Genomic DNA, 24,678 nt, shown 5'->3' with positions numbered 1-24,678 from the left:
TTTTTTTGGCGAGAGCAGGCACGGGAAAGGCAAAGCCGTTACCGGGGATGTGCGCCTGGAATTCGCGGAATGAATTTCGCTAAGCGGTTAGGCAGAGCGAATCCGAGCCTTGGGTGGGCCATGGAAACAGGAAGCGAAGGCGAACTTCCTGAACAGCTCCGTCAGTGTGCAAAAGAACGTAATGATCGACATGTGTTGCTCCTTCGGAAAATCACGTGCCTTGCATGTGCCAAAGCGATGGCTGGCTTGCGGCGGGCGACCCCCCACCAAGACTAAAGTTCCATAGCAAAAGGCTGTCAATATTTCGCCGCTAAAACTGACGACCGGCATTTAGCCGTCTCAACTAGCTGTTTTTAAAAGATATATAGAAAATTAAGCGCAGCTATAGAGCAAAATGTTATTTGAAACTGGCCGCGCCAGAAAACAAACGCAACTACGCTGCTGCATGTGGAAGCACCGCAGAGGTTTTCGCAAGGTTCGCCAAAAGAGCGACCCGGCCTGCGTGTCAACTCGCTGTCACATCGACTGTTACTGGTGCGCCGCAAAAGCGACCGGTTTTTCGAAGAGGGAGGCCCCAAATGCACAAGCAGCCGAGCACCCGCTCAGAACTGGCCGATGCGATCTTTCGCCTACGCCGCAGTTTTTACTCGCTGGCAGGGTTCAGCGGCGTCATCAACGTCATGATGTTGACGCCAGCCGTTTACATGCTGCAGGTCTATGATCGGGCCCTGGTCAGTCGTAACGTCACAACGTTGACGATGTTGACCTTGTTGGTGATTGGGCTGTTCCTGCTGATGTCCACGCTGGAACTGGTTCGCACCCGCGTGCTGATCCGGGTCGGCAATTGCCTCGACATGGATCTCAACCGGCGCATCTTCACCGCGGCATTCGAGCGCAACCTGAGTCGCGCCGGAGGTAACCCGGCTCAGGCCCTGCAAGATCTCGCACAGGTTCGTCAGTTCCTCACCGGCAATGCCCTGTTCGCTTTCTTCGATGCGCCGTGGACGCCGATCTACCTGCTGGTCGCCTATCTGATCCACCCGCTGCTCGGACTGCTCACCCTGATCGGCTCGCTGATTCTGATGGGCCTGGCCTGGCTCACCGAGAAGGCGACGCAGAAGCCGCTGGCCGAAGCCAATCATGCCGCCCTCTCCTCCGCCACCTACGCCAACAACAACCTGCGCAACGCCGAAGTCATCGAGGCCATGGGCATGCTGCCGTCGATCAGCAAGCGCTGGTACCAAAGCCATTTGCGCATTCTGGAAATGCAAACCCTGGCCTCCGACCGCGCCGCCATCATCAGCAGCACCGGGCGTTTCGTGCGTATCACTTTGCAGTCGCTGATCCTCGGCGCCGGCGCGCTGCTGGCGATCGAAGGCAAGATCACCCCGGGATGATGATTGCCTGCTCGATCCTCACCGGCCGTGCGCTGGGCCCGGTGGAACAGGTCATCGCGTCGTGGAAGCAACTGCTGGGCTGCCGGTCGGCCTGGGGCCGACTCAACGAGATGCTGCACGACTATCCGCGCCGACCACCGAGCATGTCGCTGCAGCGGCCACTGGGCATGCTGGCGGTGGAGAATGTGTTTGCCGGCGCCCCCGGCACCAACAACACGATTCTGCGCGGGTGAGCTTCAACCTCTCGCCCGGCGAAAGCCTTGGCGTTATCGGCCCATCCGCCTCGGGCAAATCCACCCTCGCCCGCCTGCTGGTTGGCGTCTGGCCGGCACAGGCCGGCAAGGTGCGCCTGGACAGCGCAGACATATTCACCTGGAACAAGGGCGAACTTGGCCCTTGGCTCGGCTACCTGCCACAGGACGTGGAGCTGTTCGAGGGCAGTATCGCCGACAACATTGCGCGCTTTGGCGAAGTGGACAGCGACGCGGTCATCCGCGCCGCCAAGAGCACTGGAGTGCACGAGATGATCCTGCGTTTTGCGCAAGGTTATGACACCCGTCTGAGCACCGATGGCAGCCCGCTTTCCGGTGGCCAGAAGCAACGCATCGCCTTGGCCCGCGCGCTGTATGGCGAACCCAATCTGATCGTGCTGGACGAGCCGAACGCCAACCTCGACGACGTCGGCGAAAAGGCCCTGGTCGATGCGCTGGCCGAACTCAAGGGCCGCGGCGCCACCGTCATTCTGATTTCCCACCGTCCTAACGTGCTCTGCGCCGTCGATAAGGTGCTGATGCTGCGCGACGGCGGCGTGCAGATGCTCGGCACGCGCGACGAAGTATTCACCGCGCTGCGCAAGGCCAGTGTGATGCCTGCAGGCGCGCCGACTCCGCTGGCCTCTGTCAAAGCGCGGGAGTGACCGATCATGCAAACGAGTCAACACACCGAGATGATTCAAGCCGATCCCAAGAGCGTGGTAGATCTGGACGTCGGTAAACCCGCGCGCTGGGGCGTGTGGCTGGTGCTCGCCGGCTTCGGCGGCTTCCTTCTGTGGTCGTGGCTGGCGCCGCTGGATGCCGGCGTGGTAGCGACAGGCACGGTCAAAGTCACCAGCAATCGCAAAGCCGTGCAGCATCTCAGCGGCGGCACTGTGGAGGCCATTCTCATTCGCGAAGGCGATGTCGTGACAAAAGGCCAGGTGTTGGTCCGCCTCGACTCGTTGCGTGCCGTTGCCGAACAGGGTGCGGTCAGCGCCCAGTACATCGTCAGCAAGACGGTGGAAAACCGCCTGGAAGCGGAACGTGACGACCGCGCTGTGGTGAACTTCGATCCCGAGCTGCTCAAGCGCTTCGGGGATGACCAGCGCCTGGTGGCCGCCATGGATCTGCAACAGCGCCTGCTGGACACCCGGCGCGCCGGTCTCGCTGGCGAAATCAGCATCCTGCAGGAAAACCTGGCGGCGTCGGCGGTGCAGCTCAAGGGCCTGCAACAGGTCTATAGCGCCCGCGCCTCGCAGATCAACTTCCTCAACCAGGAACTACAAGGCACCCGCGTGCTGGCGGCCGAAGGCTATGTGCCGCGCAACCGCCTGCTTGAGCTGGAACGCAGCAATGCCGACCTCGCCGCCAACCAGGCCGAGAACCTCAACAACATCGCTCGCGTGCGTAGCCAGACCACCGAAATCAAGCTGCGTATCCTGCAGCGCCAGCACGATTACCTGAAGGAAGTCGAATCGCAACTGACCGACACCGCCAAGGAAAACACCACCCTGGCCGACCGCTTGCGCGCGCTGGACTATGAAGTAACCCACACGGTCATTCGATCGCCCATCGATGGCATGATCCAGTCCCTGAGCATCGCCACCGTCGGCGGGATCATTCAGCCGGGCTTCAAGATCATGGAAATCGTTCCGGTCAACGAACCGCTGCAGGTCGACGCGATGATTCCCGTGCAGGCCATCGACAAAATGGTCCCGGGCCTGGCCGTGGACATTTCCTTTCCGGCCTTCAACCATGCCCAGACGCCAAACATCCCCGGCCGCGTGAAGACCATCTCCGCCGACCGCCTGATGGACGAGGAAAGCAAGCAACCGTTCTATCTGGCTCAGGTGGAAGTCACGCCCGAAGGCATGAACCTGCTTGACAGCAATCACATTCGCCGGGCATGCCCGCCAGCGTCACCATCAAGACCGGCGAGCGCAACATGCTGAGCTATCTGCTCAAACCGATGCTCGACCGTGTAGACAGCTCATTCAAGGAGCAATGAAAATGGACCGTCATTGCCTGTTTTTCTGCCTGCTGGGGCTGAGCCTGCCGGCCAGCGCCATGGACCTCAAACAAGCCTGGGATCTGTTGCAGTACCAAGGCCCTGTCTACCGCGCCGCCGTGCATGAAAAGGAGGCCGGCGAGGAAAACCGCGCCATCGGCATGGCGGGTTTGCTACCGCAGATCAATGCCTCGGCCTACGACAACAAGGTCAATGGCACCCAGCGCCAGAGCGGCATCGAAAGGGATCTGGACTACGACTCCAAGGGCGCTAACGTGCGCTTGCGCCAGCCGCTGTTCAACAAACAGAAAATGGCCGAGTACCGCCAGGGTAAACAGCGTGCCGACTACAGCGTCGCGGTGTTCGATGCCAAGAGTCAGGACGCCGCGGTGCGCCTGGCCGAAAGCTATTTCGACGTGCTTTTGGCCAGCGAAACCATCGTCCTGGCCAAGTCCAAGCTGAGCGCCTTCGATGAGCAACTCGCGTCGGCGAAACGGCGCATGGATCTGGGGGCCGGCACCGTCACCGACATCGACGAGTCGGTCGCTCGCCGCGACCTTGCCGAAGCCGAGCTGATCGAAGCGCAGGACAACCTGATCAATGCGCGCCGCAAGCTTGAGGAATACATCGGAGAAACCCCCGAATCGCTGACCACCTTGCGTCCGAGCTTCGATACGCCACCGCTGTTACCGAGCAACCTGCAGGACTGGTTGATCAAGGCTCAGACCGATAGCCCGCTGATCCTTGCGCGCCGTCATAGCAGCAACCTCGCTGAAGAAGAAGTGAAGCGCGCCAAGGCTGGTCACTGGCCGACACTGGATTTCGTTGCCGGCTACACCGCGGGCGAGAGCCAATCAATTTCCGAGCTGAATCAACGCAACCGCTACGGCTCAATCGGGCTGGAAGTCAATCTCCCGCTGTACAACGGTGGCGGTACCAGCGCGCTGACACGCCAAGCCAGTGCCAATAGTTTCAAGGCCCTGGACGAACTCGACGCCACGCGACAGGAAGTTATCTCCGGAACCACCCGCGAGTATGCCGGCGTACAGAGCGGCGCAAAACGTATTCACGCACTGGAGCGGGCCGTGGAGTCCAACGAACGCTCACTGACTTCGACACGCAAGGGCTTCAAGGAAGGAGGCACCAGCACCAACTCGGACGTCCTCAATGCCGAAGAGCTGCTCTTCGTGGCGCGCCACGATCTGTTCGAGGCCAAGTTGCGCTATTTGATGTCGCGTCTGCGCCTGGCCTCTTCGGTAGGCAGTCTGGGTGACGACGATATCGACCACATAAATGACTACCTCGGCCCGGAGTTACTGGTCACCAACTAATTTCCATCTACCGGCCGCTGACTAGTCCTAGTACCCGCAACAGCTGTCGTCCCGCACCTGGAGACGGCGGGGCATCACGCGAGGGGTGAAAAATGAAACGTGCGACACCACCATGCAATTCCATCGACTTGCTGCGCAGGTCCAGCCTGCCCTGTGCGATGCTCCTTACCCTGAGCACCGCCAATGCCGCGCCGCTCGACGATGTCAGCTATCCGCCACCGACGGACCCCTCGGCGTATAGCAATCCCCCGGCCGACCCGAAGGCCGCGCTGGACGCCTTGAAAACAATGCCGCCGACCAACCAGGGCGCGATTGCCCTGCCCAACGGCGCGTATGGCGACCGCAACACCCCGCGCGCCGAAAACGTGCTACCGCCAAGTCTGCAAACCTCGTTCAAAATCCCCACCAACGGCAAGCCCAGCCCATTGTTCGGGGCGCAACCCTTTACCCAGCAACTGCTGCTGTTCGAGGAATTCGGCACGGAAAAACTCGACCCGACCCTGCCCGCGCCGACACTGACATTCCCTGTGCCCCTTGCCGGCCCGGCGCCACAGCAGGACCCGGACAACATCGCTCGCAGCGGCCCGTCGAGTTCGGCACTGGAAGCCTTCATGCGCCAGCCCGGGCTTTACCCATTTCCGTCGCAGTACTCCAACGTGCTGGACCGCAACCCGTGGAAAGCGCAGATCGAAGCCTTCCTCAACCGCCATCCGGTAGGTTCGTCGGCCGAAGGTCGTCCGCCAGGAAAAGGCTGGTCGCATCAACGCTGGAACGAGTTCTACCCGCAGGTCGCCTTCAAAACCGTGCAAGCGGGTGCCAAACTCAACGGCGGCATGCGCGACCGCCGACAAATGCACAACTACGCCGCCGGTGAGTTCGGGCCTGGCGGGCTCTACTACCAGACCTCGGACATCCCGACCACAACGGGCACCACCAAAGGCATCGACACCCGATTTCACCCCAACATGCCGATTCAGAACCACAAAGCGCTATGGACCTTCGACGGCACCTTTCCGGCAAAACTGCTGATGGTGCGTTACGGCCAACCGGTGCTGATGCGTCACTACAACGCCCTGCCGATCGACCCGTCGGCCAACATGGGTTTCGGCCTGCACACCATCAGCACCCACGAACACAACGGCCATAACCCGGCCGAAAGCGACGGCTATACCAATGCGTTTTTCTTTCCCGGGCAGTACTACGACTATCGCTGGCCAATGCAACTGGCCGGTTACGACACCATCAACACCAAGGCTGAAGATCCTCGCGCAGCGTTCCCCTGCGCCCCGGGCGAAACCCTGTTCGTCAACGACACCACACCAGGCCTGAAAACCTGCCAGAACGGCAGCATCAAGATCCGCGGCGACTGGCGTGAAACCATGAGCACCCACTGGTTCCACGACCATATGCTCGATTTCACCGCGCAGAATGTCTACAAGGGCAACGCGGTGATGATGAACTACTACAGCGCGCTGGATCGTGGCAACGAAGCGCTGGAAGATGGCGTCAACCTGCGCCTGCCCAGCGGTTCGGCGCTGCCGTGGGGCAACCGCGACTATGACGTCAACCTGATGGTGGCCGACAAGGCCTGGGATAAGAACGGCCAACTGTGGTTCAACCCGTTCAACACCGACGGCTTCCTCGGCGATCAGATCCTGGTCAACTGGCAGTACCAGCCAAAACTGAAAGTGCGCGCGCGCAGCTATCGTTTCCGCATCCTTAATGGCTCGGTATCGCGCTACTTCAGGATCGCGCTGGTACGTGAAATCGTCGGAAACGGCGGCGAATTCCCCGGGCCGGCAGGTTCGGGCGTGTCTTATGCCCGCGTGCCGTTCCACATGATCGGCAACGACGGCAACCTCATGGAACACGCCGTGCCGTTCGACGGCAGCATGGACATGGACGACGACGGCGACAAACAGGACCACAACGCCATCCTGCCCACCCAAGGTATCGCCGAGCGTTATGACATCATCGTCAACTTCGCGAAAAACGGGATCAATACCGGCGACAAGCTGTACTTCGTCAACCTGATGGAGCATCAGGGCGGCAGGGGTCCGGAGAAGATTGAGCTGAAACTGGCCGACGTGCTGTCCGGGAAGTACAAAGCGGTGCTCAAGATGGGCAGCAAAGGGCTGGAATGGGACAAGGGCGACCCCGTAGTGGGCAAGTTCCTGCAGTTGGTTGTGCAGCCTTACAGCGGCACGGATGTGAGCATGAACCCGGCCGATTACGAGCCCGCGAAACCGGGCAAGGCGGCGGGCAAAATCATGATCCCGCTGACCTTCAACCGTGACGACCCGACGGTGCAGGCCAAACTGAAACTGGCGCGGCATCGTGAGTTCATTTTCGGTCGCTCCGACGGCACTGACGAAGAACCCTGGACCATCAAGTCCGAAGGTGGTTTTGGCTACAGCATGGACGCACGGCGGCTCAGTGCCGCCCCGCAATTGGCCAACGGCCCAACCGATGCCGGCTACAGCGGCGACGGCACTCTGGAAGTGTGGAAAATCAAGAACGGAGGCAACGGCTGGAACCATCCGGTACACGTGCATTTCGAGGAAGGGATCGTCCTCAGCCGCGACGGCAAGGCGCCGCCGGAATGGGAAAAATGGGCGCGCAAGGACGTGTATCGCATCGGCGAAGGCATCGACAGTTCGGTGGATGTGGAAATGGCGATCCACTTCCGCGAGTTTGCCGGGACCTACATGGAGCACTGCCACAACACCCAGCACGAGGACACATCAATGCTGCTGCGCTGGGATATCGAGCATCCGGGTCAGTTCCAGTTGATGCCAACGCCCCTGCCCGGCTGGGACGGCGTCACCTACGTGAACTCTGCGGCGCTGCCGACCTTCCGCACCGGCGGTAGCGAAAACAAAAATCCGATCGCCAAACCCGATAGCGCCACCAGCAAAAACGGCAAACCGCTGACCATCAAAGTCCTGGCCAACGACACCGACCCTGACGGTAATGTGCCACTTAAAGTGGTGGGGCTGACGCAACCGGGCGCAGGCCAGGGCACGGTCAGCACCGACGGTGTGCAGGTGATCTACACACCACCGGCCACAGTCGCTGGGACGTTCACTGCGAACTTTACCTATCAAGTCAACGATGCCAAGGGCGCGGTGTCGGCACCGGCGACAGTGTCCGTGAAGGTCTCGGCACCGGCAACGGTGACGGCAACACGCTGATCGGCAGCACAGCCCGCTGACGGGAGTCTTCCACGAAGGCATCCCGACGGCGTAATGCTGTTCCGTTTAGGTTGGGGGACTGTGATCGCATATTTGGATTGGATTGGGTGAATATCCATTGCTGCGGTAACGGCGGCTGGCGGTTTCGCTCTTACAGCGAGTCACTTGGAAAAGCGCCAAGTAACCAAGCGCTCTTGCCCCTTTCGTTCGGTACCTCGCTAATGCTCGGCATGCCCTCGCTCCGGTCCTGCTCCGTGGGCCCGCCGCGATCGGCCATCCTTGGCCGGGCGCGGCTAACCCGGCATCCATGCCGGGTTGCCCACTGCGCAGAACCTGCGCTCGGCCTCTCGAGGGGCAAGAAGATCAACAGCAAAAGCAGCCGCGAGGCGGCCTGACAGCCGACCTGATTTATAGATACGCGCACGCGCTCTTGACCTGATCGTTCCCACGCTCTGCGTGGGAATGCCGCCAGGGACGCTCCGCGTTCCGCTCTTGACGCAAGGCTTGAGTCTTGCGCAATGGTGACGCGCAGCGTCACAGGATGCATTCCCACGCAGAGCGTGGGAACGATCAGCACACGCTTATTGGCAGCGCAGTGGGCGCATGCTACTGGTCAACAGGACGACTGGCTTGCCTGCCGACATCTCCGAATTCAACCGGTGTCTTAATGTAAAACAAGGAAATGTCTTCGACCTCAAGTCGCTCAAACAAGCGCACAGATTCTTCTTCGGTCATGGCCAGGCGGATCTCGGTGGGTTGATCAGCCAGCTCAAAAAAATGTGAGGAATGCAGTTTCCCGGAATGCCCGAAGCCTTCGATACCGGTTGCCAGGGTAGCCCCGCGCAATCCCATTTCCTTGGCCAGATCAACCAGCCAGTCACCGAGCATTTTTCCGTGATGGCGACGGTTCTGCTGGGTGAAGAAAATCACCAAAAAACCTTTCATGACTGATCACCTCTTTAGCGTGTGCCAATCAATTGATACGACAGAAGCCCATGCGTGGTATTGCGACACGAGTGCCTCATTCCACGCCATCCGTCCATTGCGGGCACCCACGGTCAGGCGGCGGCAAGTCCTCCATCAATCAGGTAGATCGCGGCAGAAAACGTCACGATCGACAGCACGGTACTGACCAGTATGGATGTCGCGGCTTCACTCTGGTAGGCGCCTGTCTGGTTCGCAAACATCGCCGGGATCGTCGCCGACGGAAGTGCGCAAAGCAGGATCATCTGTTGTGCGTACAGTCCATGCGTGCCCAGCACGACAGTGGCCGCGAACATCAACACAGGGTGAATGAACAGCTTGAGCCCAAGGTTGGTCCACACCTCCCCCGACATTTTCAGCTTCTCCGACGACATGATCAATCCCAGGCACAGCAGGGAAACACCAGGCGTCGCCTTGCCGAGAAGATTGAGTGACTCCGCAGCAAGGGGAGGAAGCTTGACCTGCAGCAGGGAGAGAAGAATGCCCAGGGCTGGAGCCCACATCAGCGGGCGGCGTACCGCACCCGACAGGCTCGACACGAACGCCTGGGTGCCGCTGCCTTTGCCATCGGCGATGGTGAGCAACATGGTCGTCACCGGGATCATCACCAGGCTCGCGACGAGGTTCAGCACGAGCACCGAATAGATACTGCCCGCTCCGAACATCGCGCCAAGGATAGGAATACCCATGAAGGCGGCATCAGGATAGCCGTTGACGAAACCCTTGAGCGTTGCAATCTTGAGGTCGCGAAAGCGCAACCAGCCAATCACGAGCGCTATCGTGTACATGCCCATGATGCCGATGAACGTGGCCACGATGAATTTGAAGTCGAAGAGCTGTTCACGAGGCGTGCTCGCCATCCCGACAAAAAGCAGCGCCGGGAATATCCAGCCGAGCACCAGTCGGCTGATCAGCAGGCTGTCAGAATGGGTAAGCCGTCCGCGCTTGCCGGCGATATAGCCAAGCACGATCACAAATGCGACGGGCAAGATTGGTCCTACGATCCTGTCTAACATGTCATCAATCCTCGTATTTGTTTTTATCAAGAATGTCGTCATGGCTGATCGAGGCCGACACGACGACTGTTGCGTCGGCTTCGATCAACGGTGCAAGCGGCTTGTTTGGTCAGGGCTTGAAGCGGTAGTCGCGAATGACGTCCGGATCCGGTTCGATTCCCAGCCCCGGTCCTTGCGGTACGTCGATGCGTCCGTTACGCGGAATGATCGCGTCGCCATAGAGCTGCGCTTCGAGATCGAAATAGCGCCATTCGACCAGGGATTTCGCACCACCCAGGGCGGCACTACCCTGCACGGCGGCCAGCAGGCCGGGACCGTCATAAAAGGCGTGGACCATCACCGTGACGCCATGGGCATTCGCCAACGCATAGACTTTTTGCAGTTCGGTGATGCCGCCCATTTTTGCAGGGCTGGGCTGAATGAAATCGACCGCGCCGGCTTCAAGCAGATGCTGGAAGTCCATCAGCGTCGACGCGTTCTCGCCGGCCGCAACCGGAATGCCGCCTTGCCTGCGTACCGTCGCCAGACCCGAATAGTTTTCCGGCGGCCACACCGGTTCTTCGATCCAGCGCAGATTCAGCGGGCGAAGCTTCTCGGTCATATCGAGCGCTTCGCGTACTGTCCACGGTGCGTTGACGTCGAGCGTGATTTCCACGCCGGGGCCCGCGGCTTCACACGCGGCGCGGATGACTTCGATATCAACCTCGTGCAGCTTGAGGTGTCGGAAACCGCTGTTGACCGCGCGCTGCACATTGACCCGGATAAGTTCGGGGTCGGCATAGCGAATCAGGCTTGCATACGCCGCAAGTGAAGTGGCCTCACTGCCGCCAAGCAGCTGGTAGATCGGTTTACCGGCCGCTTTGCCAGCGATATCCCACAGCGCGATGTCGATCGCCGACAAGCCATAGATGAACGCACCACTGCGACCGAAGACGTGAAACTTCTTCTGCAGATCGCCCTGCAACTTCTCGCGACGCGTGACATCACAGCCGATCAATTCGGGCGCAAGGATCGTGTCGATCACGATTTTCACTGCAGGTATCGCGGTGAAGCCAAAGGTTTCGCCCCAGCCGACGATACCGTCATCAGTGGTGACTTTAACCACAAGGGAATCGACCATCTGCAGGTCTTTTGGCCCCCAGACCCCACCGGCGGACCGACCACCCGTCGTGAAGGGAATCCGAAGCGGAATGGTTTCAATGCTGGCAATTTTCATAAGACTGCGCCTCAAGAAGGTTGCAAAGGTGACGCGGCGTTTTGCGGATTTCGCCCGTGTCAGGTTGAGAACAACGTACATGACGTCCTGTTGTCCTTCAACAGAACAACCGATGCTATTCCGCAAGCGTATGCCTGCTTATGACTCAACATATTGAATTTATTAGATTTAATTATTGATGCTGATATTGAAATTCAGTTTTAACTGACGGGAACAAGTCTTCTGATGTAGATTAAGAAGACAAGTGAGAGAGGTGAGCGAGCATGAGTGAAATGAATGTGCAACCCGTAGCGCGGCGACCTCATCTTGCCGAGCACATCGCCCGCTCGTTGAGCGACGAGATTGCCTCCGGACGGCTGCGGCCGGGAGACCGCTTGCCCACCGAACAGTTTCTGGCGCAAAACTTCGGCGTCAGCAGGAACGTCGTACGGGAGGGGATCGCGACGCTTCGAGCCCAGGGGCTGATCCAGTCACGCCAGGGCGTGGGCGTATTCGTCTCGCCCGCAACTCAATCGCTGGAGCCTCTACCACCGCGCGAGAGTGCGCCGTTGCTGGACGGTGATAACACGATCCGCAACATGTTCGAAGTGCGGGCCGTATTGGAAAGCCAGGCCGCCGCGCTGACGGCGTCGCATATGACGGCGCAAAAGCTGAAAACGATTCAGGCAGCGGTCCTGCGAATGCAATACGAAGGCGAACCGACTCTGGATACTGTCAACGCTGACCTCGACTTTCACCGGGCCGTGGCCGCAGCGTCAGGCAACGACTATCTCGAGACGATGATTCGCACGGTGCTCGAGCCGATGCGGGCACTGATCACGATGAATTTTGCGCGGCGAGGCCCGGTGTTCAGCAATATTCCGCATGCGGCGCGCGGGGAGCATGAAGAGCTCGTGCAGGCTTTCATCGACCGGGATGCTGAGGCGGCGCGTCAGATCATGGGGCAGCATATTGTCAGCGCAGCATCACGATTCGGCTACGAGATTAAATTTTTCTAACGACCTCAGGTCAGTGGCGGTTGTCTCATTGTCCTACAAGCAAGGTCGGGGTCCGTACACCGCTAGCGCTCACACAGGTTTTCGCAGGTACCGTGATCACATGGCGCTGGCATCGGTTTCGTGCTCGTCTGCGAATGCCATGAACACCTCCAGATCGAGCACATCCAGCTTGATCCGGGAGATAAAGGCAGAGAAGGCCAGGTTGGCGGCGAGCAGACGCAGATCGCTGGCCCAGGCCGGAAGATGGACCGGTCCCTGGAGCCAGCCGGACTCGAAAAGGGGAGCCAGGCGTACGGTATCACCCAGACTGAGGCGTCCCGCAAACAGATGACCCACCAATTCCGGTCGGTTATCGCGGATCGCGATGCGCAGCAGGGTATGCACGCCGAGCAAACCGGTCAGGTAAGCGGCATCCTTGGTGAACGCCGAACCGCCATGCAGGTCGGCGCCGCGGAAAACCCGTTGGGTTGAGCGGAAGGACTCCTCTTGTGACTGACCGGCAGCAAAAAAACCTTCGAATACCTGGATGAAATCGGCGCCATCTAGCGCTTGCTGGACCGCGAGTACGCGCAGGGCGAGGCGACGCAAGCGATTGATGTCCATGCTGCCGGTGAACAGTTCGGCCAAGGTGGCAATGCCCTCCTGAGTCTGGGTCGTGCGTGGCGCCCCCAGGCCCAGGCTTTTGAGGTTGGGTTGGAGCGCACCGTTTTGTGCCGTGGCGACATGCACGAAGGCCTCGTGCTGCAATAACTGACTCTTGTCCAGTTCCGAGAACAGAGCGCTGGCACGCAGGCGGATACGGCTCGCCCCGGCGATGGCCTTGGCGGCCAGGGTCGGATCAAGCATGACAGTGACCCGGCCCGCGCCGAAGAAGCGGTCCAATTCTGGTTGCATCCAGGCGGCGAAGGCTTCAGCCGGGATCTCAGCCTGACACGGTGGAATCCGCGCTCCCCCAGAAGGGCATCGGTGGTCTTGAGGAAGAAATGGGCCGCGTCCAACATGCGCAGGTTCTGGCTCGGGTAATAGAAATCCGGGCGCCGGTACAGCGCTGACGAATATTGAGTAAAGGCGGGAGTGCCAATCGCCCCCAGCATGCGGGCGGCTGTGACATAGCTACGCGCTGTCATGGCGAGGTAGTTGCCGGCCGGATGCCCCTCGTCGCAATGGCGGATAAAGGTTTGCAGGGCAGCGATGTCGGCGCTGTGCTCACGGCGACGCAGCTCGACTTCGGGCAATTTTGCATGCCCGCTGCGCCAATTCGCCAGGAAGACTTCCTCAACTCCATCCGGCCAAGCCAGCGCTTCCAGCACACGGATCTTGCGAGCCAAACCTGGCAGAGCGGCATCGAGTTCGGACAGGGTGGCGGCACTCATGGAAATCTCCTTAGGGGGAGGACTAACCAAATAGTTTAGTCATTTCCGATGAATTGCGTCGTAACAGATCAAAGCGCCCTGCTTCAGGCAGATGATGCTGACAGGCAAGAGGAGAAACTGTGGTCGGGCGCGTTGGCAAACAATGACTACGCTTTGGCGTATGCACGGCGCTCTTACCCGAGAACCGTCGTGCTGTTCGTCAACCACAACATGGAAAAGCAGGCCTATGAAACCGATCCGCTCCCTTGCCTACGTTGTCGCTCTAGCCTCAATCATGTCCACTGCCGGCCTTACGGCCAGCGCAGCGGAAGTACCGTTGGGCAGTCATGCCATGGAAGGTCACCTCATTTCGCGCGTACTTGCCGTTGATCCGGCGAATTATCAGGTCACCATAGAAGGCCCTGACAAAAGCCCGGTGCAACTCCAGCTCACGGACAAAGCCAAGGCTCTGCACAACTTGAAAGTTGGTGACAACGTTGATATTCAGGTTATTCGCTCAGTCGCCTACGTGCTTGATACCAATGTCGACAAAGAGCCTGGCGTCAGCAATGAATCGAGGACCATCCGCGCCACCAAGGACAATCCTAATCCAGGCGGTGAGGCGTTTCGTCGCGTCAAGGTCACTTCCAAGATCACTCACATCGACTTGAAGAAGCATGAAGTGACCTTGCTTCCTCCAGAAGGAAAGGTGACCGTTCTAAAGGTCGAAAACCCGGACCTCCAGGTCCGGATGAAGAAGCTTCAGGTGGGTCAGACGATCAACGTCATTTACACCGAAGTACTTAAGGTCAAGACCTCACGTTAACAGCGCAGGCTGGCAAGCAAAGGCCTGGATCAGAAGTTATCGACTTTCTTTCGGTCCCAATTGGTTCACCACTGCAATTTACATTGCAGTGGTGAACAACTTCATGGCCGGCGTATTGTTCCGCCCACTATGAACGGTCTTCGCTCAGAGTTTCAGGAACCCACTATAGAGTCCGTATCCCGCCGTCGCCGCGCCAATGACCACGATCAGGAAAATGACCTTCTCGACGGAGGTAAACACCGGCTGGCCCAACTCTCGCTTGGCCTTGGCGAACAGAATCGCTCCTGGCGCATAAAGCAGTGCCGATAGCAGCAGGTATTGCACACCCGCTGCGTAGACCAGCCAGATCGCGTAGAGCACGGCGATCAGCGCGATCAGCAGATCCTTGCCACGTTCGCCAGGGGCCTGCTCATAGGTTTCGTGACGCCAGGCCAACAGCAAGGCATAGGCGGCGGACCAGAAGTACGGCACCAGAATCATCGAGGTCGCCAGGTAAAGCAGGCTTAGGTAGGTGGAACTGTTAAATAGGGTGACAACCAGGAAAAGCTGGATGAGACCGTTTGACAGCCACAGCGCGTTGGCCGGCACCGCGTTGCCATTTTCCTTGCGCAAGAATGCCGGCATGGTGTGATCACGGGCGCTGGCGAAGAGGATTTCCGCGCAGAGCAACGTCCAGGACAGCAGCGCACCGGCCAGCGAAACGATCAGGCCGATACTGATCAGCACAGCGCCCCAGTGCCCTACTACGTGTTCCAGCACACCCGCCATGGATGGATTTTTCAATCCCGCCAGTTGTGCCTGAGCCATGACGCCTTGTGACAGGACATTGACCAACACTAGCAGCAGGAGCACGGCGACAAAACCGAACACCGTGGCCTTACCCACATCGCTGCGCTTCTGCGCGCGAGCAGAAAAGATGCTGGCGCCTTCGATGCCAATGAACACCCAGACGGTGACCAGCATCATTTTTTTCACCTGGTTCATCACCGTGCCCAGATCGCTGTTGCCGGCGCCCCAGAAGTCCGATGTGAACACATCCATCTTGAAGGCGATGCCGGCGATGACGATAAACAGCGCCAACGGCACCATCTTGGCAATGGTAGTAAGGACGTTGATGAACGCGGCTCCCTGGATTCCGCGCAGCACCAGAAAGTGCAGCAGCCAGAGCAGCACCGACGCGCAGAGCACGGCAGGCAGTGTGTTGCCTTCGCCAAAGACCGGGAAAAAGAAGCCAAGGGTGCTGAACAGCAGCACCATGTAGCTGACGTTGCCGATCCACGCGCTAATCCAGTAGCCCCAAGCCGACGAGAAACCCATGTAGTCGCCAAACCCAGCCTTGGCGTAGGCATATACCCCGCCGTCGAGTTTCGGCTTGCGATTGGCGAGGGTCTGGAAGACGAACGCCAGCATCAGCATGCCTACGCCGGTAATCAACCAGCCAATCAGCGTCGCACCAGCACTGGCACTCGCGGCCACGTTCTGTGGCAATGAGAAAATACCACCGCCGACCATCGAGCCTATGACCAAGGCAATAAGTGAACCGACTTTCAGCTTGTCGCTGGAGGCTGTGACAAGGGTTTGTTTTTCGGGCTGGTAATCTTTGTCAATCTTGCCTACGGAATCGACCATTTGAATCTCCTTACCGAATTGACATCGCTAAACTAGAAGCTGGCCAACCGGGAAGGGTCGTTACTGCACTGCATGACCTTTCGAGTGGCACGCATTACCGAACTGACTCTCGTATTACGCCGCGGGAAGTTGGTTCGATGCATCTATTGCAAGTCCTCAACGACTGAAAGCTTAGTCAATAGTTAAACAATGCTAGTGGTATTGATGGATGGGCGCAGACATCGGGTCTGCTAATTTGGAATATCGTTCAGCTCAAATTGGCCTAAGCATGTTCTTTGACGGAAGACATATGCAGAACCATCCTGATCGGGTTTTCATACTTAAAGATCCGTTCGTATTTATGCGGGGAAAGCTTCGATGCTTATCTGGATGCTGGTCTTCATTCCAATTGCAATCCTCATGGAGTTCCTCACACCTGAACGTCATCTATTAGTGTTCCTGGCAGCATCGCTAGCGATCATCCCGTTGGCAGGATGGCTCGGCAAAGCAACCGAGCAATTGGCGGAGCGTTCCGGCGAAGGAGTGGGTGGCCTGCTCAATGCAACCTTCGGCAACGCCACTGAGCTGATCATCGCCCTGAGCGCGATGCGGGCCGGATTGTACGATGTGGTGAAAGCGTCCATCGCCGGCTCTATCGTTGGCAATATCCTGCTTGTACTGGGCGCGGCCATGCTAGCTGGCGGGCTGCGTCATCAGGAACAGCACTACAACGCCACAGCCGCCCGCTCTCAGGCGACACTATTGACGCTGGCGGCCATTGCGCTGGTAATCCCTGCCGCCTACAACGCTGTAATCGCTGTACGCGCACCCCACGGGCTCCAGGCGCTGAGCTTATATATCTCACTGGTCCTGCTGCTGGTTTACGGGCTTTTTCTCGTCTACTCACTGGTGACGCACAAGAGCCGCTTTTCCGGCGATCCCGGCGTTCAACACGACTCGCACCCACTTCCACCTTGGTCGATTGGCAAGGCATTACTCGTCCTGACCATTGCGACCGGCCTGATCGCATGGATCAGTGAAATCCTGGTGGCCACTATCGAACCGAGTGCTCGCCAGCTAGGCCTCAGCAACCTGTTCGTGGGGGTATTTGTCGTCGCGATTCTTGGGAACGCCGCAGAACATGCCACAGCAATCACGGCTGCCATGAAAAATCGCATGGATCTGGCGCTCGCCGTCGCCATCGGCTCCAGTGTCCAAGTGGCCTTGTTCGTTGCGCCCATCCTGGTGCTGGCGAGCTACTTCATCAGTGCCGTTCCCATGGACCTGGCATTTTCCAACGGCCTGGTGCTGAGCATGCTGCTGGCAGTGCTGATCACCGGCCAGGTAGCGGGCGATGGACGCTCGGACTGGCTCAAGGGGGTGCAATTGCTTGCCGTCTACCTGATCCTCGGCCTTGCCTACTTCTTTACGCCGGATATCCCGACTTCTTGAGACCACCGGGGTCGTAAATACGCTTTATGAAGATGAAACCCTCCCCGTCTATCCGGAGAGCAGAACAGTTTCCGCTTCACTTGCAGCTTTGCCACCTCGGACAACTGTCCTTGCGCGTTATGGAGGGCCGCAGCTGCACAATCCATCAGGCAGAAAACGGCCAAAAACGGCATTGACGACGAACTCGGCACTTACACACGGGTCACAACAAATGATGGCATCGCGACCGATCAAAGCCTCAGGTCTGCATCACTCGAGAGCGAAGCTTGCACACACTTCAGGGTGCGCCGGATAAATTTCAGTGGGTCAGGTGCCTGTTTCGGCAGAGGCTGACCGCTGCTCTCATCCAATGCTCCCTTATCGGAGTACGGAAAATGACTCAAACAATGCGGTTCTACCTATCGATCCTCCTCACGGTTGCATCATTGGCATCGGCCAGTTTCCTGAACACTGCAACAGCGGCCACCGCCGAGGATCTACATGCCGACGCTAAACAAACGTTGCAGATTCTCTACAAGGCCACTCCATTTGCTGAAACCATCTCGCACAAAGCCAAGGCGGTGCTTGTCTTCCCGAAAATCATCAAGGCAGGCCTTGTATTCGGCGGCAGCTATGGCGAAGGCGTATTAATGAAGGGCAACAAGGTAGAAAATTATTACAACTCCGTCGGCGGGTCGTGGGGGCTTCAGGCAGGTGCCCAGGCGTATGGCTATGTCGTTTTTCTGATGACCGACAAAGCTGTGAAATACATAACTCAAACCAAGGGTTGGGAAATCGGTGTAGGACCCACGGTTGTTGTGGTTGATGAAGGGATCGCGAAGAATCTGTCCAGCTCGACGCTCAAAGACGACGCGTACGCGTTCATCGTTGACCAGGAAGGGTTAATGGCCGGGGTCAGCATCGAAGGAACGAAGATTTCTTTGATCAAGCGCTAACAACCGGGCGTTTGATTGGGATCTAAAGTGATGGCTGACTGTAGCCGGCAGGCCCGACTGTATTAGCGCTCGGGCCTGCGCTTACTTTTGCCTGCATGTCGACTGAGATCTCCAACGCCGAAAGCGTACCGCTATTAACAGTATGTCCAGGCACTGATCGGCCAGGAGTATCCAACCAATCAGCAAGTGCTGCCACACAGTACTGGTGGCAGCTGAAGGTGCAAACGCATGCAGATGCGCTACAACAATACATAGAACTCCGGGGGCCTGACAGGAAGCGAGCGAATGTGGATGAAACACAAACTCTGCGTCGTCAGGCTGGTTCGGTTCGCATCCGCTTCGCTCATCATAGTAGCCCCCGGTGCAGTCGCAGAGGATCTCGAACCCAGGTCCTACGCCAATACGCCGGTCGGAATCAATTTCCTGCTCATGGGCTATAGCGATCTCCATGGCAGCGTGACGGCCAACCCCTCAATCCCGCTCCAGGATGCCAAGCTCAATATAAAGACTGTCGTGTTTGCCTTTGCCAGATCCCTGGACGTCTGGGGCCGCTCGGGGAAGTTCGATATCATCGTGCCTGAGGCAAAATTGTCGGGCTCTGCTCTGTTCGCCGGTGAACCCAAGGAGCGTAATGTCACTGGGTTGATCGATCCAAGATTCCGGTTCTCGGTCAACTTATATGGCGCCCCGGCGATGTCCCTGGCTGAATTCCCCAGCTATCAACAGGATGTGATTATCGGCACCAGCCTGGCAATCACGGCGCCACTTGGCCAATACGACGCTACAAGACTGGTCAATCTTGGTAACAACCGCTGGTCATTCAAGCCTGAACTCGGGATTTCCAAGCGCCTGGGGCCAGTGACCCTGGAACTATCCGGCGCGGGAACCTTTTACACCGACAATGACGAGTTCCTTGGCAACCACACACTTTCCCAGAACCCGATTTACCAGGTACAAGGGCATCTTATCTATGCCTTTAGCAATGGTATTTGGGCTGCGCTGGATACGACCTACTTCGCTGGCGGGAGTAGCTCAGTCGATGGGGTCGGTAACCACGACTTTCAGGAAAATACACGCTACGGAGGCACCCTCACGCTGCCGTTGAACCGCAACCATTCACTAAAGCTGAATGCGAGTAAAGGCGGGCATACCCGCACGGGCAGTGAATACGATGCCATTGGAATCATTTGGCAGTATCGCTTCGGCGGAGGGCTTTGAACCGCCCGGCTTCATTCAAGCCGAAGCTACTTCTTAACGATCCAACCATCCTGTCGTAGCCTGACCTATCCAAGGAACTAGACTCGCTCATCCTGCAGCCCCTGCCATACTGTTCAGCATGACCAGTGCAACCTTCCGCTTCTACGAGGAGCTCAACGATTTCCTGCCGGCCGAACGGCGGCGGCAGTCCTTCACTTGCGAGTGCGCGCGAGGGGCGACGGTCAAGCACATGATCGAGGCGCTCGGGATACCGCACACCGAGGTCGAGCTGGTGCTGCTCAACGGCGAGTCGGTGGGCTTGGAGCGGGTGATCTTCGACAGTGACCGGCTGGCGGTGTATCCCAAGTTCGAAGCGCTGGACATCAGCCCGCTGCTAAAGATTCGTGCGCAACCTCTGCGGGTGCTGCGCTTCGTTGCTGATGTGCACCTTGGCGGGCTGGCCAGCCTGCTGCGCATGAGCGGCTTCGACACCCTCTACGACAATGGCTTCGAGGATGGCGAGATCGCCGAGATCGCTGCGCAGCAAGGACGCATCGTGCTAACCCGCGACCGCGATCTGCTTAAGCGGCGGATCATCAGCCACGGCTGTTACGTGCATGCCCTGAAACCGTCGCTGCAGCTGCGCGAATTGTACGAACGCCTCGATCTGGCGCGTAGCGCGCGGCCATTCAGCCTGTGCCTTCATTGCAACCTGCCGCTGCACGAGATCAGCCCGGAACTGGCCCGGCCGCAAGTGCCGCCACTCGTTGGCGCCCTCTATTCGCGCTTCCTGCGCTGCGACGGCTGCCAACGGATTTACTGGGAGGGTTCGCACTGGCGCGGCATGCGTGCACTGCTGGCCCCTCTGCTGGACCGATAGCCGGCGATTAACCCCGTTCAGTCAAGCAAACTCGGCCAAAATAATTGGAATCCGGTCGAGCCGACCATTTTCCAGGCGTCTAACTTTCAGGAGAGCATCATCAAGGTTTTATCGATTGTACGGCCCAATGGAGGTCGAATCGCTTCTGGGGAAAAAACCCTCGAAGTTCGTCGTTGGCATCCAGACCTGGATCCTTCCGAGGATCTGCTAATTGTCGAAAATGGACGATTTCTTCACACCGATGGTGACGAAGACAATGACGGTATTGTCGTCGCAATCGTGCGCGTGAAAGCTGTTCGCCCGTTCGTCCTCGCTGACATGCAAGCGGCCTGTGCAAGTAATTTTGAGGATGGCTGGCTCGCCTGGGAGCTGAGTGACATAAGGCCGGTCACGCAACCTGTGACCATGCGCGCGGCGCGAGGTATCTACGAGGTAGATTTCTAGCTTCCAGATTGAGGCTGATTATTTCGCAAGACAGGAGATCAAGCGGTGAGCAAACGGATTTATATCAGCGGAGCTTCGGGGGCTGGAGTGAGCACATTAGGAGCAGCATTGGCGGACAGCCTTCGCGTGCCACATTTTGATGTCGATGATTACTATTGGTACCCGACGGATCCCCCCTTTGAAAAATCACGCACACCTGAAGAAAGACTTGGTCTTTTGAAACGAGCGCTAGGCGATCTCCCCTGTGTACTGTCCGGATCATTAGATGACTGGGGGGCTGAGGTGATTCAAAGCGCTGATCTGGTGGTATTCATTGACACCCCGACACCACTCCGAATAGAGCGCTTGAGATCACGCGAATCACAACGGTATGGCCAGCGAATTTTACTTGGCGGCGATATGTACGCGAACCACCAGAAATTTCTAGCATGGGCTGAAAGCTATGAAGTTGGCAGTCGAGCGGGTCGAAGCAGACCTAGACATGAGCTGTGGCTCAAGCAACTTACTAAACCAACTCTGAGATTAAACGGAGAGATCGCGGTCGCAGAGATGGTGATAAATGTAGTCGCAGCGATTTCCGATCTGGCTCACCGGAAATCAACAAGCGATTGAGACAACCACAATCTATGCCCTTCCATCGCAAGTTGTGTGCGCCATTGATTATCGAACCTGAAGTGCTTTGCGCATGAAAACCCGGGCGAAGCCATTTTCAGTGGCTCTATGGGTTTCCGGATGCGAATTACATGGCAAGCGCTACGGATACGGACGACCGGATATTGTTGAGCAGGGTTAGGGAAAGTCCTTGAAGTCTACGACCCGTTCGGGAACCCGATCCGGTTTTGTCAGAGCTGATTCTGTTGTGCGGACTGGGGTGACCCAGTCCGCATTGGGTTGGATTGCAGCATCGGGTATCGAAAATAGATCCGTCCCCCACTCAGCTCCTAAATGCGCGCATTGCCCCACCCAGAGAACTTGCACAAAATGCTCCGATGAAAGCGCCTGCGAATCGATTGATCATGGAAGTATTGGAGGGGGATACTCCACCCACCTTTGTAAGAAATGGACCAATAACACTCGGATAGGGTTCGGTAGTCAGCTTTTTTAGCGCCTTACGGATTTCTTCCTTCTCAATATTTCCAGAGTTTAAACAGTCTCGTAATACTGACAACTCGATGTAAAACTCGCCAGCGGTTTCCTTATTGATAGTGAGCCCATCAGAAGCGAGCAAAATTTCAAGAAGTGCAACATCCCCTCTATATGCGGCAAACCACAAGGCTGTGCGACCAAGGTGATCCGCCAGGTTGACATTATGCGGGAATTGAATCAGTTTACTTATTGTGTGCAAGTCCAAATTTTGAATAGCATAAAACCAGTTTTTTTGTATCTCGGTTAGTTGAGGTTGATTAATAACGTTACCGGAGGCGGCTTGCCATTTCTCCGTCTCCTTTGTCGTGTAGAACTCGCTAACAACATCGAGCTCCGAATTGACTTTTTCGATATGTTTATTAAGACCCGGCTCTCTCCCGATTATTTTTTTATACTGTTCAAGGAGATTTTTTCTGTCTTGATATTGCTTTAACACCAGCAATGTACTGAAAAATTGCCCAGCATTACTTTTATTTATCTTTAGATTTTCTGCTTGAAACAACTCCAAGGCCAGTTCGAAATTTGGCTCCCCATCAAGGTTTCCAAACAGAACATGCACTAGAGCAGTTAGACCATTAGGACCTTTCTCATTGACATTTGCGCCGTTCTTGATCAGCCTCTTGATCATTTCAACATCATTTGCCATCACCGCTTTGAACCAATCTATGTGGTTCCTGTTGAGCATGCCGCCTGTTTGTTTTAGTGGTGCTACTAAGGGAGTAATTTCTTCCGGTATGTTACTCGTACCGCCAAGCCCACTGGACAATCTACTGGATGAAAAATTGTTGTGTACTTCGGGGAATTGCGGGACCGGCTGTGCTCCGATTGCGGTGACGGGCATAAAAATCCTTATGTATTACAATAAATAAAAGTAGCCGGGAGGGTACATCGATTTATTGCGATACATAGAGATTGCAAACATCCTCATACAATTAATTGCGGTCTTGAACGATCACGCGTAAAACCAGATACCCAGCGGCGTCTGTTGGTTTTTCGCGAGCAGGCTCGCTCCTACAGAAAGCGGCAACGCGACCCAATAGTTGGCAGCCAACCTCTCCGACAGGCCCTTGAAATCGTCAGACCTCAGTTCTTGGCCGCAACCTTGTTGCCACCGCTGTCCCACCCTCCTCCCAACAAATTTATTTTAAAAAATGTGGAAAAATGGAGACAGAAAAATGGGCACGGATTTATTTCTTTGCTCCAAAGAATAAATAGATTCGTCCCCTTTTCGCACTTTTCGCACCTTTTCGCGTCCCCTTTTCGCTCTGTCATGCAGGCCAATGAAATACCCATTGGTCATTGGTTTTCGCCTCCCTCGTTGGAGGGCAGAAAATCATCTGCCAGGGGTACACCTTCACCCACCACGTACAAGACACCGCCTTGCAATGTATGAATGATCTCGTCGCCATTGCGCAGGCGACTACCGATCAGCGCCAGATGAATACTCTCGTGGCCTGCTGTAGTGGCGATCCCCGCCGTCTTGGCATCGAGCAAGTTGTCCAGACTGCGGAGAAATTCTGGTGAGACTTCGTTGGTATACAAAGGGTGCAGAGATGCTTTCATTTGCGACGTCCTTATTGTCATCTGATCAAATTGCCCCTCCCTCTCCTCGCGGCAAATGCACTGAGCAGAGCGAAAATTGGAGCGACGACGAATAAGACGGCGGAACGCTTACCTCCAGCAATCCCAACGGCTGGGACATCTGGTGCGATTAGGAAATTTCTGCAACGCAACGAAGCCGATTCCTACAGACCGCTGGAGCGTGGAGCAACGAGGACACCCATTAGCCGATTTCCAAACAGACTAATGGATGTCCCTTTTACCTACTCAACAGGATCAATCTGATCCAGCACCCGATTCGCTGTGATCTCCGCCAGCATCACACTGTTGGAAATCCCCAGCAGCGCATTGCGCGATCCACCGTCCAGAAGATCCACCAACTGATGAACCATCACATCGACCGAGGCCAGCGTTTCGACCAGATAAACCATCAGGGATTCGGTCGTGAGTTCTGGGTCCACGGTAAATATTGTAAACTCCTAGAGAGATGGAGCTGCCACCATTCGCTGCGAAACGAAAATAAGGTGGCAACTGTACGCGGGTTCGCAGACCAGGACTCTAGGAACCCGGCAGACCCTAAGGTCTCCCACGCACAGCCGCCATGACATGAGTGACAGACCTAACGAAGAGTCTGCTCACGGATGGGAGACGTTGTGCGTCTAGAGATTACCAGGCTGCGAAACCCGATCACTGATGGGCAGTGACACGAATCAAGTTACCGAGCGGCCCCAAGGCGCACAAGCCGGCGGATTCTGGCGTAACGGTAGGCAACGGCGCAAGGTTTTGTGGCTTTCAGGAAATGATCTTGAGGGCGCTTAAACACGCACTGCAAAAGACGTTTAAAACAGATTGTAGGAGCGAGCTCGCTCGCGAAGATATT

At 57.2% G+C, this 24,678-nt stretch carries 16 protein-coding genes and 5 pseudogenes; 13 read left to right on the top strand and 8 right to left on the bottom strand.

Annotation, left to right across the window (positions count from 1 at the left end):
* Window positions 1–578: 578 nt before the first annotated feature.
* The 4 genes and pseudogenes from CES87_RS21800 to CES87_RS21785 all read left to right on the top strand — a co-directional run bounded on the left by CES87_RS21800 (window position 579) and on the right by CES87_RS21785 (window position 8,184).
* Window positions 579–2,313, top strand: a pseudogene (locus tag CES87_RS21800) (type I secretion system permease/ATPase).
* Between the two features lie 6 nt (window positions 2,314–2,319).
* Window positions 2,320–3,659 (top strand): annotated as a pseudogene (locus CES87_RS21795) (HlyD family type I secretion periplasmic adaptor subunit).
* Window positions 3,660–3,661: 2 nt separating this feature from the next.
* Window positions 3,662–4,990, top strand: coding sequence for a TolC family outer membrane protein (locus tag CES87_RS21790; RefSeq protein WP_128607728.1), 1,329 nt, complete (start codon window positions 3,662–3,664; stop codon window positions 4,988–4,990).
* Window positions 4,991–5,148: 158 nt separating this feature from the next.
* On the top strand, window positions 5,149–8,184 hold the full coding sequence (locus tag CES87_RS21785) for an Ig-like domain-containing protein (protein WP_371858246.1): 3,036 nt from the start codon (window positions 5,149–5,151) through the stop codon (window positions 8,182–8,184).
* A gap of 606 nt (window positions 8,185–8,790) precedes the next feature.
* Here CES87_RS21785 and CES87_RS21780 read toward each other — a convergent pair.
* From CES87_RS21780 to CES87_RS21770, 3 genes are all read right to left on the bottom strand, one after another.
* Window positions 8,791–9,129, bottom strand: coding sequence for a DUF190 domain-containing protein (locus tag CES87_RS21780; RefSeq protein WP_128607727.1), 339 nt, complete (start codon window positions 9,127–9,129; stop codon window positions 8,791–8,793).
* A 113-nt stretch (window positions 9,130–9,242) separates the two neighbouring features.
* The gene (locus tag CES87_RS21775; protein WP_128607726.1) at window positions 9,243–10,184 is read right to left on the bottom strand and encodes an AEC family transporter; all 942 of its coding nucleotides are present in this window, start codon (window positions 10,182–10,184) and stop codon (window positions 9,243–9,245) included.
* 109 nt (window positions 10,185–10,293) lie between these two features.
* Window positions 10,294–11,481 carry a mandelate racemase/muconate lactonizing enzyme family protein gene (locus CES87_RS21770; RefSeq protein WP_256591025.1) on the bottom strand — a complete coding sequence of 396 codons (1,188 nt, stop codon included), beginning with the start codon at window positions 11,479–11,481 and terminating at the stop codon, window positions 10,294–10,296.
* Between the two features lie 182 nt (window positions 11,482–11,663).
* On the opposite strand from CES87_RS21770, the gene CES87_RS21765 reads away from it, so the two are divergent.
* Window positions 11,664–12,398: a FadR/GntR family transcriptional regulator gene (locus CES87_RS21765; RefSeq protein WP_128607725.1), complete on the top strand. Its 735-nt coding sequence runs from the start codon at window positions 11,664–11,666 to the stop codon at window positions 12,396–12,398.
* A gap of 96 nt (window positions 12,399–12,494) precedes the next feature.
* On the opposite strand, the pseudogene CES87_RS21760 reads toward CES87_RS21765, so the two are convergent.
* Window positions 12,495–13,771, bottom strand: a pseudogene (locus tag CES87_RS21760) (flavohemoglobin expression-modulating QEGLA motif protein).
* A 226-nt stretch (window positions 13,772–13,997) separates the two neighbouring features.
* Here CES87_RS21760 and CES87_RS21755 point away from each other — a divergent pair.
* Window positions 13,998–14,576: a hypothetical protein gene (locus CES87_RS21755; protein WP_128607724.1), complete on the top strand. Its 579-nt coding sequence runs from the start codon at window positions 13,998–14,000 to the stop codon at window positions 14,574–14,576.
* A gap of 144 nt (window positions 14,577–14,720) precedes the next feature.
* Here the strand turns inward: CES87_RS21755 and arcD are convergent, their stop codons facing one another.
* Complete coding sequence (gene arcD / locus CES87_RS21750) at window positions 14,721–16,205, bottom strand: arginine-ornithine antiporter (RefSeq protein WP_128607723.1); 1,485 nt, start codon at window positions 16,203–16,205, stop codon at window positions 14,721–14,723.
* A gap of 357 nt (window positions 16,206–16,562) precedes the next feature.
* On the opposite strand from arcD, the gene cax reads away from it, so the two are divergent.
* The 7 genes and pseudogenes from cax to CES87_RS21715 all read left to right on the top strand — a co-directional run.
* Window positions 16,563–17,636 carry a calcium/proton exchanger gene (cax, locus tag CES87_RS21745; protein ID WP_128607722.1) on the top strand — a complete coding sequence of 358 codons (1,074 nt, stop codon included), beginning with the start codon at window positions 16,563–16,565 and terminating at the stop codon, window positions 17,634–17,636.
* Window positions 17,637–18,010: 374 nt separating this feature from the next.
* Window positions 18,011–18,571 carry a YSC84-related protein gene (locus CES87_RS21740; RefSeq protein WP_128607721.1) on the top strand — a complete coding sequence of 187 codons (561 nt, stop codon included), beginning with the start codon at window positions 18,011–18,013 and terminating at the stop codon, window positions 18,569–18,571.
* Between the two features lie 291 nt (window positions 18,572–18,862).
* Complete coding sequence (locus tag CES87_RS21735) at window positions 18,863–19,789, top strand: transporter (protein ID WP_256591024.1); 927 nt, start codon at window positions 18,863–18,865, stop codon at window positions 19,787–19,789.
* Window positions 19,790–19,907: 118 nt separating this feature from the next.
* Entirely contained in the window at window positions 19,908–20,648 is a 741-nt protein-coding gene (locus CES87_RS21730; RefSeq protein ID WP_128607719.1) for a Mut7-C RNAse domain-containing protein, read from the top strand.
* Between the two features lie 6 nt (window positions 20,649–20,654).
* Complete coding sequence (locus CES87_RS21725) at window positions 20,655–21,092, top strand: ASCH domain-containing protein (protein WP_322784196.1); 438 nt, start codon at window positions 20,655–20,657, stop codon at window positions 21,090–21,092.
* Window positions 21,093–21,137: 45 nt separating this feature from the next.
* On the top strand, window positions 21,138–21,704 hold the full coding sequence (locus tag CES87_RS21720; protein WP_128607718.1) for an adenylate kinase: 567 nt from the start codon (window positions 21,138–21,140) through the stop codon (window positions 21,702–21,704).
* 124 nt (window positions 21,705–21,828) lie between these two features.
* Window positions 21,829–21,944, top strand: a pseudogene (locus CES87_RS21715) (glyoxalase superfamily protein); the annotation flags it as partial.
* An 82-nt stretch (window positions 21,945–22,026) separates the two neighbouring features.
* On the opposite strand, the gene CES87_RS21710 reads toward CES87_RS21715, so the two are convergent.
* The 3 genes and pseudogenes from CES87_RS21710 to CES87_RS21700 form a co-directional block, all read right to left on the bottom strand.
* Complete coding sequence (locus tag CES87_RS21710) at window positions 22,027–23,079, bottom strand: ankyrin repeat domain-containing protein (protein ID WP_128607717.1); 1,053 nt, start codon at window positions 23,077–23,079, stop codon at window positions 22,027–22,029.
* Window positions 23,080–23,534: 455 nt separating this feature from the next.
* Window positions 23,535–23,801 carry a hypothetical protein gene (locus CES87_RS21705; RefSeq protein WP_128607716.1) on the bottom strand — a complete coding sequence of 89 codons (267 nt, stop codon included), beginning with the start codon at window positions 23,799–23,801 and terminating at the stop codon, window positions 23,535–23,537.
* Window positions 23,802–24,061: 260 nt separating this feature from the next.
* Window positions 24,062–24,271 (bottom strand): annotated as a pseudogene (locus tag CES87_RS21700) (DUF6124 family protein); the annotation flags it as partial.
* Window positions 24,272–24,678: the final 407 nt, after the last annotated feature.

The organism is Pseudomonas sp. ERMR1:02, from assembly GCF_002277815.1.
Taxonomy (GTDB): Bacteria; Pseudomonadota; Gammaproteobacteria; order Pseudomonadales; family Pseudomonadaceae; genus Aquipseudomonas.
This window is presented reverse-complemented; position numbering and strand designations above follow the sequence as displayed.